The following is a 15240-nucleotide window of genomic DNA, read 5'->3' on the forward strand; positions in this document are numbered from 1 at the left end:
TCGCCCAGTGTCAAGAAAATCAACTAGCTAAAATCATCTCGCTTGTTGTAGAGATTGCCGCTGTCGAGACTCACAGTATCGACAATGGCAACCACCGCCGCATCCACAGGACGATTTTCGTAGCCGCGCTGCTGGCGGGCCCCGCTGCCCTGGGTAATCAACACCCATTCGCCGGGGCCAGCCCCTACCACATCGGCGGCCACTGTATAGTCAGGCAGTAAGTCGCCGGTTTCGCTAATGAGTTGCACTAGTAAAAACTTTGTGCCACTCAAGCTAGGCTCCTTGCAGGTGCTAACTACCGTGCCACGAACCTTAGCCAAGAGCATAGTGACTTATCTGCCGTAGGGGCGAATGCCGCTGACGCTCTCTCTAAACTGCTCTACCGCTTCGGTGTAGCGAATGGGCAGAACGAATTCTAGGTTTTCGTGGGGACGAGCGATGATGTGGGTAGACAGCACCTGGCCGCCATTGACCCGCTTCACGTTCTCAATACCAGCTGCGACAGAGGCCTGTACCTCAGACACGTCGCCGCGAATGATCACGGTAACGCGGCCGCTGCCGATTTTCTCATAGCCCACCAGGGTGACCCGGGCCGCCTTTACCATTGCGTCGGCAGCTTCCACCACAGCGGGGAAGCCCAACGTCTCGACCATACCAACTGCAATTGCCATGCTTTTATACGCCTTTTTTCAGAGAATACAGGAGCTCAAACGAGTGCTGAATTAGCCTTACCCCAGGCCAGGCCCACCAGCCCAGCAGACCCTTAAACCTTAGAACGAATAGGTCTCAAAAAACCGCACGCCCAAGGCCTAGCTGCGAAACTGCTCTACCGCTTCGGTGTAGCGAATAGGCAGAACAAATTCCAGGTTTTCGTGGGGACGAGCAATAATGTGAGTCGATAGAACTTCGCCGCCATTGACTCGCTTCACGTTTTCAACACCAGCGGCTACCGAGGCCTGTACCTCAGACACGTCGCCCCGCACAATCACGGTGACACGGCCGCTACCGATTTTTTCGTAGCCCACCAGGGTAACCCGGGCCGCTTTTACCATTGCGTCAGCGGCTTCCACCACAGCCGGAAAACCCAGCGTCTCAATCATTCCCACAGCAATCGGCATAGTCGAAATCTCCTTATAAATTTAGACAACCCTGGGTTTACCTAACGCACTTTGCCTGCTGTTCAGGCGCAAAAAAGCGTCCCAAAAGATGACAAGCCGGGAATCACCGTTGGGGAAGCAAAAACTTCAGATTGCCCAAAAATTCTTGATGACAGATTAAGCATAGGTGTCCGTAGTCACTTTTGCAATATAAGCCCCAATGATTGTTGCTAATGTTGAATATTATTAAAGCTAATGAGGCAAAGGTTTTTTTCTCGTAATCAATCCATAGGTTGGCAGTAGTGCTTGCTCACCTACTGCTTGGGCTTGGGACTCTACTGAATGGCTGGGCGGTACAAAGTGTAGGCCGTTGTAGTGTCTATCCAAGCTGGGCAGGCCGCCCAAATCTCCAAATTTATTGATCCTCAGTACGAATGCTCTAGATTGGGTTGTGATTTCTAATCGGTCGCTTCAGAAGTCTTTATTAGGTTACCCCCTCAAAATCATGGCTCTTGGGCCGACCCCCTCAGGGAATCAGGTAGAATAGCAAAACGCTTTGAATATAGAGGCAACGAGGCTTAGAGTTTTGCCCCGCCAGCTTTAGGGAGGGCCGTGCTCAACTTGGTAAATTTCTAGCCGGTTGGGGCTGATGGGTTGACCGTCGACTTTAGGTCTGATGCCGCAGGCTGCGCTTTGATTTGGCTCAGCTGTCAGCAAGTTGCTGCGGCCATAGGTAACCATCTGTGACGGCACGAGGTGCGATCGCGCCGCCAATCTGTCGAGCCTGAACTGCTGAATTTAGGCCGCCGTGGCCTTATTATTTGCTGAACCATCGCCGTTGGAGATAAGCATTTAAGGTGTTGTCAGAGAACGTCGGGATGACCCAATTTTTTGTTGAGACCAGCTGGCTGCTGCCGATGTATGGCCTCATTGGGGCGCTGCTATCGTTGCCCTGGTCCACGGGGTTGATTCGCCGCACCGGCCCTCGACCATCGGCCTACCTCAACATTGTGATGACTCTGGTATCCTTTGTTCATGGGCTCATGGCCTTTCGCGGCATTTGGAATCAGGGTCCTCAGGAACTGCTGTTTTCCTGGTTTGACTTTGCCGATCTACACCTCACGCTAGCCCTTGACATCTCGGTTCTCAACCTCGGTGCCCTAGAGCTGATCACCGGCCTCAGCCTGCTGGCCCAGGTCTTTGCCCTAGGCTATTTGGAAAAAGACTGGGCCCTAGCTCGCTTTTATTCCCTGATGGGAGTCTTTGAATCTGCCATGAGCGGGCTGGTGTTAAGCGGGTCGTTGTTTGTCTCCTACTCGCTGCTGGAGATGCTGACGTTGTCGACCTACCTGCTGGTGGGTTTTTGGTATGCCCAGCCCCTGGTTGTGACCGCCGCCCGTGACGCTTTCTTAACTAAGCGTATTGGTGACGTGCTGCTGCTGATGGGAGTGGTTTCCCTGGCTTGTCTGGCAGGCAGCCTCGACTTCAATGATTTGTACGAGTGGGTCAAGATAGAGCATCTATCCCCTACTATGGCCACTCTCCTAGGGTTAGCGCTGATTGCCGGGCCGATTGGTAAATGTGCGCAGTTTCCGCTCCACCTGTGGCTCGACGAAGCTATGGAAGGCCCAAACCCTGCCTCGATTTTGCGGAACTCGGTGGTGGTGACCTGTGGTGCGTACATATTGATTCGCTTGCAGCCGATTGTTGTGCTGTCACCGGTAGCCCTAGGTACGCTGGTGGTGATTGGCACAATAACGGCTCTGGGTGGATCTCTAGTTGCCTTAGCTCAAGTCGACTTAAAGCGTACGTTTTCTTACTCTACGAGTGCTTATCTGGGGCTGGTGTTTATTGCCGTCGGCACGACCTGGCCAGGGGTAGCGCTGCTGCTACTGCTGACCCACGCCGTAGCCAAGGCGCTGCTCTTTATGGCGGTGGGATCAGTGATTATGACCACCAACTGCCAAAACATCACCGAGCTGGGCGGTCTGGGGAGAAAAATGCCGGCGACTAGCCTGGCTTTTGTGACCGGTGCTCTAGGGATGGTCGGGGTAGTGCCCCTGGGCTGCTTTTGGGGGTTGCGGATGGGAGCAGATTTTCTAAGCCGTGACTATCCGCTGCTGACGCTGGTGTTTCTGCTGGTCAACGGGCTCACTGCATTGAATCTGACACGGGTCTTTCGTCAGGTGTTCTTAGGGACACCTCAGCCCAAAACCCGTCGCGCTCCAGAGGTGCCGTGGCAAATGGCAGTGCCGATGGTTACCCTGTCGATTATTACGCTGCTGCTGCCGCTGATCATGGGCAAGCTGCTGGTGCTGCCCCCTTGGCAATACATCAATTTGCCGATCGCGGCGCTGACGCTGGCTTCGGGCTGGATAGGCGTCGCGGTGGGAGCGACGGTGCCCCTGTCAAAATCGCTGGCGCGATCGCTCAACCGCCCCCTGCGCATTGCCCAAGACCTGCTGGCCTACGACTTTTACACCGAACGCCTCTACGACAAAACCGTGGTGGCGGCGGTGTCTACCTTGGCCCGGTTTAGCAGCTGGTTTGACCAATACGTGGTCGACGGCCTGGTAAACGGGGTGGGTCTGGCCTCGCTGTTTGGAGGTGAGGGGCTTAAATACAGCGCCTCAGGCCAGTCGCAGCTCTACCTATTGACTATCTTTGCCGGGGTGGGGCTGCTCGGAATTTTCATGACCTGGACGCTTTGGTAACGGTTGGCGATGCTGAGTGCACTGATTTTAATTCCACTGGTGGCGGCCCTGGTGTTGATCCTGTGGCCCGGCAAGCTAGAGGCGCAAACGGCTAAAGTCGTAAGCGGCATTGGGTTGGCCCTAACCTTAGTTTTGCTCGGCTTTTTGGCCACTCAATTTGAGCTGGCAACGCCGGGATTTCAGTTTGAGGAACTGCTGCCCTGGGTTGAGCCCTTGGGGCTGAGCTATCGCCTTGGCCTCGACGGATTGTCGCTGCCGCTGCTGGTAGTGAACAGCCTGCTGGGCCTGGTGGCAATCTATATTAGCGAACCCACTCTGCACCGCACTCGGCTCTACTATGTGCTGCTGCTAGTAATTAACAGCGCCGTGGCTGGGGCGTTTTTGGCGGCTAACCTGCTGCTGTTTTTTATCTTTTACGAGTTAGAACTAATTCCGCTGTACCTGCTAATTGCTATCTGGGGCGGGTCGCGGCGGGGCTACGCCGCCACCAAGTTTTTGATCTACACCGCCCTGTCGGGGGTGCTGATTTTGGGGGCCTTTTTAGGCTTGGTGTGGCTGTCGGGGAACACCAGCTTTGACTACGACAGCGGTCTGGCTGCGGCCCTGCCTCTGGCTCAGCAGGTTTCTCTGCTGGTAGCGCTGCTGATCGGCTTCGGTATTAAGGTGCCGCTGTTTCCATTCCACACCTGGCTGCCCGATGCTCACGTGGAGGCGTCAACGCCGGTGTCGGTGCTGCTGGCTGGAGTGCTACTGAAGTTGGGCACCTACGGCGTGGTGCGCTTTGGCCTCGGTCTGCTGCCCGATGCTTGGATGGCTCTGGCCCCCTGGATGGCGACCTGGGCCGTGATAAGCGTGCTCTATGGGTCGCTGGCGGCGATCGCCCAGACGGACATGAAAAAAATGGTGGCCTATAGCTCCATTGGTCACATGGGTTATGTGTTGCTGGCAGCGGCAGCCTCCACCCCGGTGAGCATTGTGGCGACGGTATTTCAGATGATTAGCCACGGGTTGATTTCAGCGCTGCTGTTCTTGCTGGTGGGGGTGGTGTATAAGGCCACGGGCACCCGCGACATGACGGTGCTGCGCGGTTTGCTCAACCCCGAGCGGGGTTTGCCCTTTGTGGGGTCAATGATGATCTTAGGGGTGATGGCCAGTGCTGGCATCCCCGGTATGGTGGGGTTTATTTCTGAGTTTCTGGTGTTTCGAGGCAGCTTTTTGATCTTCCCGGTGCAGACGCTGCTTTGCATGGTGGGTTCAGGTCTGACGGCGGTGTACTTTTTGCTGCTGGTGAACCGGGTCTTTTTTGGCCGACTGGCGATCGCACCCCCCACCGTTGCACCTCAAATCGATATTGATCTGCCCCCGGTGACTTGGCGCGATCGCGTCCCCGCTTTTGGTCTGGCCATGCTGATCATCGCTTTCGGGCTTCAGCCTAACTGGCTAGCCCGCTGGAGTGAGAATATTACCTTGGCACTGCACCAGCCCTACCAAGGCTTTGTGCAGGCTAGAACCCAATTTGCCCCCACGGCCGTACCCGCCGTTGCCGATACCCTTTTCGTTGACCCGGCCCTAACTCTGCCAACTCCTGTTTCCCCTGTCTTTGCCGACCCCAGTGCTGAGATCTCCCTGCCATGACCAAAACCCTATCTCTGGCCAAATCCAACCTCCACCCCCTAGAGCCCTTTATTCAAAAGCTACTAGGAGCCGAGGCGTTGCTGCCCGACTCTGAGAGCAACGTGATTGAGGTGGTGGGTATTCTCAAGAGCTATGGGGTCGTGCTCGATGCTTATTCCAAAAATCTGATTTACATTGCCGATCATCAGTTCTTGGTATTGTTTCCGTTTTTCAAGTATTTCAACGGCAAGGTAACTCTGCCTCAGCTACTGCGTCACTGGTGGCACGATCGCATCAACTTTGAGTACGCCGAATACTGCATGAAAACCATGCTCTGGCACGGCGGCGGCAAAATGGATGAATACCTCGACAGCGATGACTTTTTGCAGCACTGTCAGGCTGCCGTTGCTGCCAAGATCAAAACCAACCTACCGATTCGGGCGTTGAACGGTCTATTCCCCGATTTTCTGCCTGAGCAGGTGCGCCAGCTGGCCTACTACAGCGCCTTGGGACAGTTTTGGCGGGTGATGAGCGATCTGTTTATCGACCTGTCCGACGCCTACGATGCGGGCAAGGTACAGACTATTCCCCAGGTGGTAGCCTTCATCAAGGCGGGATTGGTGGCGGCGGCAGCGATTCCCATTAGCTATGCAGTCGAGATCGATGGAACCAGCTACGAACTGCTGCCCAAATCTGCCGGACTGACGTTTTTGATGGATGTGGCGGTTCCCTACGTGGAGGCAGTTTTCTTTCGCGGCACGCCGTTTTTGGGCACAGTTTCCTACAATGCTCAAGCCGACCAAATTTCCGCCGACCAGGGTCGCTTTGAGTATGGTGCTCTCTATGCCGACCCTTTGCCCATTGGCGGGGCAGGCATTCCTCCCACGCTGCTAATGCAGGATATGCGTCACTATTTGCCTGATTATCTGACGGCGTTTTACCAATCTAAGGGGCGCGGGCTTGACGATGTCCGGGTCAAAATTTGTCAGAGCTTTCAAAAGTCGATGTTTTGCGTCACCAGTGCCTCGCTGCAAGGGCTACTGCCCCACCCTGCGGATACCCAAGATCCCCGTGAGCAAGCCACTAACCACGCTTTCCTCGCTGGATGGATGGATCGCTTGGCGACTTCTCGGCTGGATGTGGTGCAGCTTTGACAAAGATTTTGAGCTAGCTTTTCATGAAGCTCATTTAGGTGATTTACGAGTTATACCATTCGGATACAGAGGCCTTTAAGGGGCACGAAGATCATCATCTTCGTGTCCTTGATCGTAGCGATAAACTTTCAATACTCGGCTGTACTGCGAACCGGAAAACTGGGCGGTGTATCGGCTGTAGATAGGCTATTGGTGTTAAGTGAGACGTCATCATTCATAGACGAATACTTTGGTCACCTCACTCCATCTATATCGTCTTGTTTCTGAACGCGATCGCGCTCAGCCAGTTGTAGCAGCATTTCTTCGTGCATCTGACGAGTGATAGGGTAAAGACGAGTCAACAGCATTGACATCGCTAGCAGCACCATGGGTACAGGGCCAATAAAAACGCGAATGGCTAGCAGGGCCGAGTCAGACTGCTGGGCCGCCTCGCTAACAAATCCTGAAGACTGTAGTGCCAGGCCCACCAAAAACAGCCCCAAAGCCAGGCCCACCTTTTGCAGCAGCGTCATAAAGGCGTAGAAAATTCCTTCTCGTCGCTGGCCGGTTTTGATCTCATCTAGCTCAATCACGTCGGGCAGCATAGCCCAGGGCACCACATAGGCGGTGGCCACCCCAAAGCTAATCACAATGCACAGCAGGTAGAGCGCCGCCACCTGCCCCGGCTGCACAAAGAACAGCGCAATCTGGGCAATGATCCAGGTGCCAATGCCGATGTAAAACACCTCCTGCTTGCCCAAACGACGGCTGAGGTAGTTGACCACCACCATCATCAAAATGGCGGTGCCCTGCACCAGCAGCGCCGCTAAAAAGTAAGAGTCAAGCCCCATCCAAAAAGTGGCGTAAAAGGGAATGATGCTGGCGGTCATCTGTAGGGCCAACCAGGCAAACAAATAGATGCCCACCACAAACACAAAAGCTCGGTTGGAAAAGACGACCCTGATCTGCTGGAGAAATGGCAACGCGGCTTCGTCAGTGTCGGCGGGCTGTAGGGCATTGCGCTGAACGGCATAGGGGTAGGTGCCCCACACGCACCACAGCAGCGGCAGCACCGACAGTACTGCGCAAATGCCACCTAAGACTAAATACTGCTGGCGCTGGTCAGTAATCACCTGGGCGATCACTAGACCGAGGCCGAGGGCGGCGATCGCCCCAAACAGCGACGCCCCCAGCCGAAAGGCGGTCAGCTCAGTGCGTTCGTCATAGTCCTTGGTCAGCTCGGCGGTGAGGGTGGTGTAGGGCAGGTTCACCACCGTATAAAACACCTGAAACAGCAGCGACATTACCACGTAGTACCAAAATCGGGCAGTGTCGCTCTCCCACCCCGGCACCACCCAGGTGAGAAAAAACGTCACCCCAAAGGGAATGGCTCCCAGCACAATCCAGGGATAGCGGCGGCCCCAGCGGGTACGGGTCTTATCGCTCAGATAGCCAATGAACGGATCATTAAAGGCGTCCCAAATGCGCCCGATCGCCAGCACCGACCCCGCCGCTACTGGGCTCAGACCTGCTGCTGTCGTCAAAAAAATCAAGAACGAAAACGACAGCAGGTTGGCGGTCATCCCTGGCCCAATGTCTCCAGCCCCAAAAGCCAGCTTGCCCCAAAGGGAAAACTTAGCAGGGGCAGCGATGGAAGAAGGCGGGTTAGAAGCCATAGATTACCTGTTTAGTGAATCCACACTCGATCGATGACAAGGCAACAGCTTGGGGGACGACAATTCAAACGGCGTCCTCGGTGTATTATTTCCCCATTGCACAATGCTTTACACCAAAGCCAGCTTAGGAACTGTAGCGCTTCCCTAGGCAAAACTCTACACTTGGGCTTAAATCACCTGGGCTTAAAACGGGCTGAGCACAGCGGCCTGCTGGGGGCTGCTTCAAAGGAGGATGGATATGGCTGATTTTTACGTGAGCTGGGACGACTATCACCGGGATATTGAAAAGCTCGCCATTCAGATCTACGAGTCAGACTGGGACTTTAACCAAATCGTTTGCCTGGCCAAGGGGGGGCTACGCATCGGTGACACACTCTGTCGGCTGTTCGATGTGCCCCTGGCAATTTTGTCCACCGCCTCCTACGGTGGGGCCGATGGCCGCACCCGAGGGTCGATCACGTTCTCCCGCGATCTGAGCATGACCACCCCCAGTCTGGGTAGCCAGGTACTGATCGTCGACGACCTAGTCGATTCAGGCTATAGCCTCAAGAAATCCATGGCCTGGCTGCACCACAAATATGGTTTCTACATTGAAGATGTGCGCACAGCCGTACTTTGGTACAAAGCTGAATCGATCATCAAGCCTGACTATCACGTGGTCTATCTACCCGATAACCCGTGGATTCATCAGCCCTTTGAACGCTACGAAACTATGAGCCCGGCCGATCTGGCGGCTAGTTATCAGCTTCAGCCGGAGCCGGCGACTTAGGGAAAGTTAGCTCCGCCGGTGCGGCAGAAGCTTCAGGCGGGCCGTAGAGGTGCTGGTAGCTCCAGTAGCCCATCAGCATCGTCACTAGGGTCAGGGAAATAATGCTGCCGGCTCGGCACAACCCCTGAATTGTCTTAGAGGCTCGCAGGGCACTGAGATAGTCGCCCTGCTGGTATGCCTGACGCAGATTCATGGCGCAGGCTAGGGCCGGAATGCCCAGGGGTGGAAAAATCACAAAGGCGGTGAGCAAGACTCGATGCCACCGGGCCGGGGGGCAGGGTTGCCCCTGAAACACCTTGTAGTGGCCCCGCCACTCAACTACCGGCTGACCTTGCACTTGGCCTGTGAGGTCGAAGCTGTGAATGTCATCCATTTGCCAGCTGATGAGCAGGGCGCGAATCTGATCGGGCAGGGTGAAATAGTTTAGCCCTACCCCCACCGGGCGGTGGATTTGAATGCGGAAACGGTCGTCTAAGTACTCGGCCTCGACGACGACTTGCTTAAGTCCCAGCTCCGCCTGTAGGCGCTGGGAAAGGGCGCGATCGCGGTGAACCTGCTGCAAGTGGTGCAGCTTTAGCCGCGCCTGATCGAGGTTGAGATCGTTGCAGAGGGCCAGCTCCCAGTCGTGGGCAGCGGCGATGGTTTGCCCGAGCTGCTCGTGAACGTGGCCTCGGTGCAGGTAGGCCTCAGCCAGGTTGGGGTTGGCGGCAATGGCGGCATCAAAATCGGCCAGGGCGGCGACATAGTCCTGCTGTCGAAAGTACAGCAGCCCCCGGTTGTAGTGAATTAGAGCATGGCCGGGCTGGTGCTGCAGCGCCTGCTGCCAGTCGGCCAAGGCTAGGTCATCTCGCCCCTGCTGGCAGTGGAGCAGGCCGCGGTTGCCGTAGGCGCGCACGTTGGCAGGATCAAGGGCGATCGCCGCCGAAAAATGCTCCAGCGCCGCCGCTGTGTCCTCAATTTGCCAGTATGCCTTGCCCAGCTCAATGTGGATATCGGCCGGACAGGGCGAGTGGTCTAGGGCCTGGGGCAAAACCGTCAGCGCCACCTCAATGTTGCCCTTGCGCATCTGGGTTAAAGCCTGCCGATGACGGTAGCGAGCCTGCTGACGACGTAACCAGGGAGTGAGGTAGAGTCCCATAACCTTGAAAATAGTGTGGAGGAGAAGCAACCACCCCCATGATTTCCCCGGAAATTAGGCTGTGTCAGTGAGGCGTTACGAAAATGTAACGGAGCATTAGGGCTTGGTAGTCGCTGTCATACAGGATCGCTAACTAATTGCCGCGATCGCCCCCCTCGGTAGAAGGATTTGTAGAAAAATCACCTATAGAAGCTCGCTACCCTCGTTCTGGGCCACCTTGAGAGCCACCGAGGCTACGGTCAGGGTGAGCCGCGCTTGCTCTAGATTAGATAACGAGTCCCAGTCAGTCGCCGGAATTGCCCGCAGGTTAAGCTCTAAAATCTCGCCCCGGCCGTCGCGTAGAGAGTAGGCCAGGGGGCGAGCCAGCACTGCCAAATCGTCAGCATTCCAGCCGGGCAGAATGTCGTCCACACACTGTACCAGCTGCTCAATTAGGGGTTGACCACTGCGGGCCAGGGCAGTGGCAGAGTTCGCCAGACGGTGTAGCAGCTCACTGGGCACGCGGCTCTGAAACTGTCGCAGATGCTCAAGCACCGGATTGACCGTCTGAGCCTTGGGGTCACCCATCTGGGTCGCCATCTGAGCAGATAATACTTGCCATCCCGCTGCGATCGCGGCATCCGTCTCTCCACCGTCGAGGGTGTCAAATTCTGTCTCTAGGCTAGCCAGGTAGGCCTCAGACTCAGGGGCCAGCGGTTGCCAGGGATACCCAGTTTCGGGGTCGAGAATACTGGCGAGCAAATCGTGTTCGGTAGCCATAGCGGGCTCAGAGGCGGAATTAGAAGACAGGGAAGACTGATTCATAGCGTTATCTACAGATGCACAAGAGGGTAACAAAGCCTGATGACTGTGGATACACCGCACTACTGAGGGATTCCGTACGGAGAGAACAATTTCCTGATTTCCCTAGCAGGGCGGGGATGATTTGGGGCTACCCTCAAGGGTAAATTCCATCAGTTCGCCTTCCGGACTACCAAACCGAATGGCCGTGCCCAGGGCGAGGGGCACCTCGGCCCGGTGGACGTGGTGCCAGCCATGGTTGTCAAAGTAGTACGACCCATAGCGGGAGCGATCGCGCAAGTAGTAGTGGGTCTCCTGCGTGCCGTTCTCAAACTGGGTGCGACAGAAAATTTCGGCGTGCTGCCCTGAGACCCAGGGTTCTAAGATGACCAAGTCGTTGTCGGGCAGTCGCCCTACCCGTAGGTAGCCATCGTAGAGGCGCCACAGCCGAGTTGGAGTAGCCAGGCAGCGCAGCACTACCGATTGGGTCATGCGCAGGTCTTGTCCCGGCAGCTGGGTTACAGCCAGGGCCGCCTCGCGCAGCAGATGCCCTTCAAACTGAGGGTGCTGGTATAGCACCGGCAGCGTCCAGGCTGGGTGGTTAAAGCGGTAGGCCGTCAGCAGATGTTGGCGGGCTAGGGCCACCGCCTGAGCGACCGGCTGCCGTTCGGCCAGTCCCCGAGCCAGCACCTGAATAAAACTCAGCGCCTCCTCGTCGGCAATGGAGTCGCGCATGGCCAACACCGCCGGCACCCCGTGGTGCAGCAGCACCTCCGCCAAGCTGCTGCGGGGGATGACCTCCTGCTGTTGCAGGTCGGGCTGGGCCCCCCAGCAGGTATTAAACACCGCCAGCCGAATGCCGTTGTGAGCTAGCCCCTGGGCCAGCTCCGTGCCGGTAAGGTTGCCCCCCTGGCGCAGAAACAGCATCCCACCGTCGGGGGCGGGCACCCCGTGACCCGCATAGAAGAACACGTTAAAGTAGCCGGTCTCTAAAGCCTTGAGCAGGGTTTTGGCATCGGGTTCTAGCAGGGTTTGCACCTGGCAAACTACGGGGCTCGCCCCCTGGTAGCTCAGGCGAGAGGCGCTCAGCTCCAGCAGCTGCTTCAGGGCCTCCGCTTCTTGGGGCAGTTGTAAAATCTGCTCGGTGTCTCCAGCGGTGATGCCGGGGTCGTCTTGACCCAGCACCAGCAGAATTCGCAGCGAGATGTCGAGCTCCGCCTCAGGCAGCGGCTCAACGGTGCTGGCAGTGCGGCTAAACAACACCTGGGGGCCCAGCGACAGCGCCGGACAGCCGGGTTGGGGCTGCATAATTTCCCAAGGCAGGCTAATTAGCTCAGGCGGGCGCACCTCTAACCGCAGCTTGAGCGGGCGATTTTGACCGATCGCCATGCCCAGACTGCGCTCTAAGGTCTGACGAATGGGGCCGTCAAACAGCCATTCCCACAGGCTGACTCCCAGCCCCTGCATCAGCCGCCCAGTGTAGCCGCCGGCTTCCGCCGCCGGAGCTACCCGGTCGAGCAGATCGTCGAGATGAAACTGGGGCACGTAGGCCGAGGGCACGTGGGGCACCTGGGGAAGCCCCCGCAGCGAAAAAAACTGCTGCCAGCTCTCCCAGATTTGGGCCATTTGGCTATCCCAGAGGCGATCGTGGTGGGCATAGCCGCCCGGAAACGGACTCTCTAATACCCAAATGGCGTAGTGGGTGGAGTCGGCCTGGGTGAGGCGATCAATGGCAAGGCACAGGGTAAGGTCATCGAATGACGGCATAGGCAGGCCTAAAGCATAGGGCCGGGTAAATCAGGGGAGCTGGCTAGGGCGTGCAGCGACCCGCTTGGGCCGGGGTGACTAGCTTTAGCACCGTGCCTGCCCCGTAGATCTGGCGAGTCTGCACCCAGCCCTCTTCCCCCGGAGCTAACAGGCGTTGACCTAGATTTGGGGCGGTAGGCAGGGCAGAAGGGGGTTGATTGGTTTCCTGAGGTTGTTGGTCAAGGGACTCGCCCGAGGGAATTGAGCAGACCCGCAACCGCACCCACTCGACATTGTCCGCCGTGGTTTGGCGACTGACAACCCTGAGTACGCTGCCTGTGGCTACGGCTCGAGTCTCTCCCGCTGCACTCAAGGCAGGCTGTGGGCTTAGCTGTAGCAGTTCACTGTTACCTGTTGCACTCAAAGGCGGCGCAGACTGCCAAAACGATCCAACGGCGACCTCAACAATGGCGGCCAAGGCGGCTTCCGGTAGCGGTCGCCCCGCCAGAGCAGGTGCCAACCCTGACGAGGCTATTGGTCGGAAAGCAACAGGCTCGGAGGAATTGCGGCTCAAGGCAAAGCCCACGCCCGCTAGCGCGGCGAGCACCACACCCACACCTCCCAAGAAGGGCACCCAAGGAAAGCCTGATCGTCTGGGGACTGGGGTCAAATCGGCCGGTGAGACTGGGGCCACGAGCCGGGTTGACGGCGTTGCGGCTGAACTGTCGGTCAAGGGGAGAGACCCAAGCACGCTGGGGGGAGTATTCTCTGCCTGCCGTAGGGAGCCCGCGGGTAGGATTGGCAGAGGGCCAAGCTGGGGCATAAACCGCATTAGCCCAACGGTGACGTTATCGTGGCCATTGAGCCGGTTCGCCTGCTGAATTAGGGCAGCTACAACCGGGCTGAGAGGACTGGGGGCGGTCGTTATAGGCGCTACCAAGTGGGGCGCAAGGATTTCGACGCGATCGTAGTCGCTGAGACCGTCAGAGCAGAGCAGTAGCACCATCGGATCGTCGAGCAGATGATGCTGTACGGAGGGATATAGCATGCCCGAGTCGCTGATGCCTAACGCCTGAATGAGCGCCCCTCCGCTAGGCAGCTGGACGGCCTCTGAGTAGAGGGCATAGCCCATTTGGGCTTCTCGGGACGCAACGTCGTCGTCTACTGTGATTTGGTAGCAGGTGTAAGGGCTGACTCGGTAAGCGCGACTGTCGCCAATGTGGGCGATGGAAACGTAGGGAAAATGCACCAGGGCCACCACCACGGTGGTGCCCATGCGGGCGCGGGCTGAACGATTCTCGTCGTTATTGCGGGCAGAAATGGCGTCGTTGGCCAAGATCAGGGCCTGCTTGAGGCGTTGGGCGATCGCCCCTGGAGATGGGTAAGCCTGCTGAGTGAGGGGCTCTAGCTCCTGCTGAAGCAGCTTGATGGCCGTTTGGGAGGCCACATTGCCCTGCTCATGACCGCCAATACCGTCGCACACCAGCAGCAGCGGCAGGGTCTCAACGCTGTCCGCTGAGACCGGTAGGCGCTGCTGGCGCGAGTCTTTCTCGGGATAGCAGGCATCTTCGTTGCGATCGCGGCTTGGCCCCTGATCGGTATCTGCCGCCCAATCCACCGTCACTAGCAACCCCTGGGCCAGGGTATGAATGGCTCCCTCCAGTTCGGCTACCAGCTCTTGGTCAGAAGCTAATTTCCCCTCCTTGAGGGCCTTACACAGCCAACTGAGGTAGGGGCGCACCTCGGGTTGAGCCGTGGCCACCAGCGCCTGCCACCGCTGGCTCAGCTGAGCCAGGGTAGGGCTAGAATCGTCGGCCACCAGCGTGGTGAGCCGCAGTAGAGCACCATCTACCCGCAGGTTGTCGAGTTCTAGAAGGGTAGTAGCCAACTGCTCTTCCATCAGCGCTGGCCACAGGGCTGCTACCTGCCGTAGCCAGTTGAGCTGCTGCAAAGGCGACCCCTCTGGCCACCGTTGAGCTAGCGAAGGTAGGATAGCGGCTTCAATTTTTCCTTGCCCAGGAGGAGCTCCTTTCTCGTCAACGGTCTGGGAATGCAGCCGCATAGCAATGGGAGCGTTGTCCAATAGCAACACCGTGGCCGATAACCCAGTTTGCTCTGACGTTAGGTAGGCATAGGGGCGAGGAACCTGCTGGGCCAGGTGAAACAGCTTTAGGTAAGCCATTACCGTGGCCGGAATTTTTTCTAGGGTAGGGGGAGGAGTGTCGGGCCGGGTGTCGAGCCAGAGTTGATGCTTCCCCTGGGTCCGTTTTTGACCCTCGCCCCAGACCAAAAAACGCCCGGCGATCAGCGTGCCAGAGCGCCCCGTGAGCAGCCCATCCCCAACCGCCAACAAAAAGCGATACAGCAGGGGAGTTTGGCAAACCTTGCAGTGGCTAGCAGGTGGGGTCGAAACCGACCGACAAGATGGGTTAGAGCACTGGAGCACAATCCGTTTGGGGCAGGTAAACAGCTCTTAATCCTTCATGGTATCTAACCCTAGCCGATTCAATGCCAGAATCTTTAGCCCCAGCCTAGCTGACTTCGACTAGCGCTAGGTCTGGGGCAATACCTTA

The 15240-nt window shown here is 57.3% G+C and carries 12 protein-coding genes; 4 read left to right on the forward strand and 8 right to left on the reverse strand.

Going from position 1 to position 15240, the window contains the following annotated elements:
• Nucleotides 1–23: 23 nt before the first annotated feature.
• The 3 genes from ccmL to NC979_RS01855 form a co-directional block, all read right to left on the reverse strand.
• Complete coding sequence (gene ccmL, locus NC979_RS01845; RefSeq protein WP_073608507.1) at nt 24–326, reverse strand: beta-carboxysome shell vertex protein CcmL; 303 nt, start codon at nt 324–326, stop codon at nt 24–26.
• A gap of 6 nt (nt 327–332) precedes the next feature.
• Complete coding sequence (locus NC979_RS01850) at nt 333–671, reverse strand: carbon dioxide-concentrating mechanism protein CcmK (protein WP_017296879.1); 339 nt, start codon at nt 669–671, stop codon at nt 333–335.
• A gap of 138 nt (nt 672–809) precedes the next feature.
• A complete protein-coding gene (locus tag NC979_RS01855; protein WP_073608506.1) occupies nt 810–1118 on the reverse strand; it encodes a carbon dioxide-concentrating mechanism protein CcmK in 309 nt (102 codons plus the stop codon).
• Between the two features lie 857 nt (nt 1119–1975).
• Between NC979_RS01855 and NC979_RS01860 the strand changes: the two genes are divergently transcribed.
• From NC979_RS01860 to NC979_RS01870, 3 genes are read left to right on the forward strand one after another with little or no spacing between them, the layout of a single operon-like run.
• The gene (locus tag NC979_RS01860) at nt 1976–3811 is read left to right on the forward strand and encodes an NAD(P)H-quinone oxidoreductase subunit F (RefSeq protein WP_190523184.1); all 1836 of its coding nucleotides are present in this window, start codon (nt 1976–1978) and stop codon (nt 3809–3811) included.
• A 9-nt stretch (nt 3812–3820) separates the two neighbouring features.
• Nucleotides 3821–5446 carry an NADH-quinone oxidoreductase subunit M gene (locus NC979_RS01865; RefSeq protein ID WP_190523186.1) on the forward strand — a complete coding sequence of 542 codons (1626 nt, stop codon included), beginning with the start codon at nt 3821–3823 and terminating at the stop codon, nt 5444–5446.
• On the forward strand, nt 5443–6579 hold the full coding sequence (locus tag NC979_RS01870; protein ID WP_190523188.1) for a CO2 hydration protein: 1137 nt from the start codon (nt 5443–5445) through the stop codon (nt 6577–6579). Before NC979_RS01865 ends, NC979_RS01870 begins: the two co-directional genes overlap by 4 nt.
• 233 nt (nt 6580–6812) lie before the next feature.
• Here NC979_RS01870 and NC979_RS01875 read toward each other — a convergent pair whose 3' ends face one another.
• Nucleotides 6813–8234 carry an MFS transporter gene (locus tag NC979_RS01875; protein ID WP_190523190.1) on the reverse strand — a complete coding sequence of 474 codons (1422 nt, stop codon included), beginning with the start codon at nt 8232–8234 and terminating at the stop codon, nt 6813–6815.
• A gap of 238 nt (nt 8235–8472) precedes the next feature.
• Between NC979_RS01875 and NC979_RS01880 the strand changes: the two genes are divergently transcribed.
• A complete protein-coding gene (locus NC979_RS01880) occupies nt 8473–9003 on the forward strand; it encodes a phosphoribosyltransferase (protein ID WP_190523192.1) in 531 nt (176 codons plus the stop codon).
• Here the strand turns inward: NC979_RS01880 and NC979_RS01885 are convergent.
• The 4 genes from NC979_RS01885 to NC979_RS01900 all read right to left on the reverse strand — a co-directional run bounded on the left by NC979_RS01885 (nt 8969) and on the right by NC979_RS01900 (nt 15113).
• Nucleotides 8969–10141 (reverse strand): tetratricopeptide repeat protein, encoded by a 1173-nt coding sequence (locus NC979_RS01885; protein ID WP_190523195.1) that lies wholly within the window; start codon nt 10139–10141, stop codon nt 8969–8971. The genes NC979_RS01880 and NC979_RS01885 overlap by 35 nt on opposite strands.
• A gap of 183 nt (nt 10142–10324) precedes the next feature.
• A complete protein-coding gene (locus NC979_RS01890) occupies nt 10325–10945 on the reverse strand; it encodes a hypothetical protein (RefSeq protein WP_190523197.1) in 621 nt (206 codons plus the stop codon).
• Nucleotides 10946–11047: 102 nt separating this feature from the next.
• Nucleotides 11048–12688 (reverse strand): CHAT domain-containing protein, encoded by a 1641-nt coding sequence (locus NC979_RS01895; RefSeq protein ID WP_190523199.1) that lies wholly within the window; start codon nt 12686–12688, stop codon nt 11048–11050.
• Nucleotides 12689–12731: 43 nt separating this feature from the next.
• Complete coding sequence (locus NC979_RS01900; RefSeq protein ID WP_190523201.1) at nt 12732–15113, reverse strand: protein phosphatase 2C domain-containing protein; 2382 nt, start codon at nt 15111–15113, stop codon at nt 12732–12734.
• Nucleotides 15114–15240 lie beyond the last annotated feature (127 nt).

The organism is Leptolyngbya subtilissima AS-A7, from assembly GCF_039962255.1.
Lineage (GTDB): Bacteria > Cyanobacteriota > Cyanobacteriia > Phormidesmidales > Phormidesmidaceae > Nodosilinea.

Bases quoted from the DNA above. Each gene is read 5' to 3' on its own strand.
- ccmL (WP_073608507.1), bottom strand. From the start codon at position 326: ATGCTCTTGGCTAAGGTTCGTGGCACGGTAGTTAGCACCTGCAAGGAG.
- NC979_RS01850 (WP_017296879.1), bottom strand. From the start codon at position 671: ATGGCAATTGCAGTTGGTATGGTCGAGACGTTGGGCTTCCCCGCTGTG.
- NC979_RS01855 (WP_073608506.1), bottom strand. From the start codon at position 1,118: ATGCCGATTGCTGTGGGAATGATTGAGACGCTGGGTTTTCCGGCTGTG.
- NC979_RS01860 (WP_190523184.1), top strand. From the start codon at position 1,976: ATGACCCAATTTTTTGTTGAGACCAGCTGGCTGCTGCCGATGTATGGC.
- NC979_RS01865 (WP_190523186.1), top strand. From the start codon at position 3,821: ATGCTGAGTGCACTGATTTTAATTCCACTGGTGGCGGCCCTGGTGTTG.
- NC979_RS01870 (WP_190523188.1), top strand. From the start codon at position 5,443: ATGACCAAAACCCTATCTCTGGCCAAATCCAACCTCCACCCCCTAGAG.
- NC979_RS01875 (WP_190523190.1), bottom strand. From the start codon at position 8,234: ATGGCTTCTAACCCGCCTTCTTCCATCGCTGCCCCTGCTAAGTTTTCC.
- NC979_RS01880 (WP_190523192.1), top strand. From the start codon at position 8,473: ATGGCTGATTTTTACGTGAGCTGGGACGACTATCACCGGGATATTGAA.
- NC979_RS01885 (WP_190523195.1), bottom strand. From the start codon at position 10,141: ATGGGACTCTACCTCACTCCCTGGTTACGTCGTCAGCAGGCTCGCTAC.
- NC979_RS01890 (WP_190523197.1), bottom strand. From the start codon at position 10,945: ATGAATCAGTCTTCCCTGTCTTCTAATTCCGCCTCTGAGCCCGCTATG.
- NC979_RS01895 (WP_190523199.1), bottom strand. From the start codon at position 12,688: ATGCCGTCATTCGATGACCTTACCCTGTGCCTTGCCATTGATCGCCTC.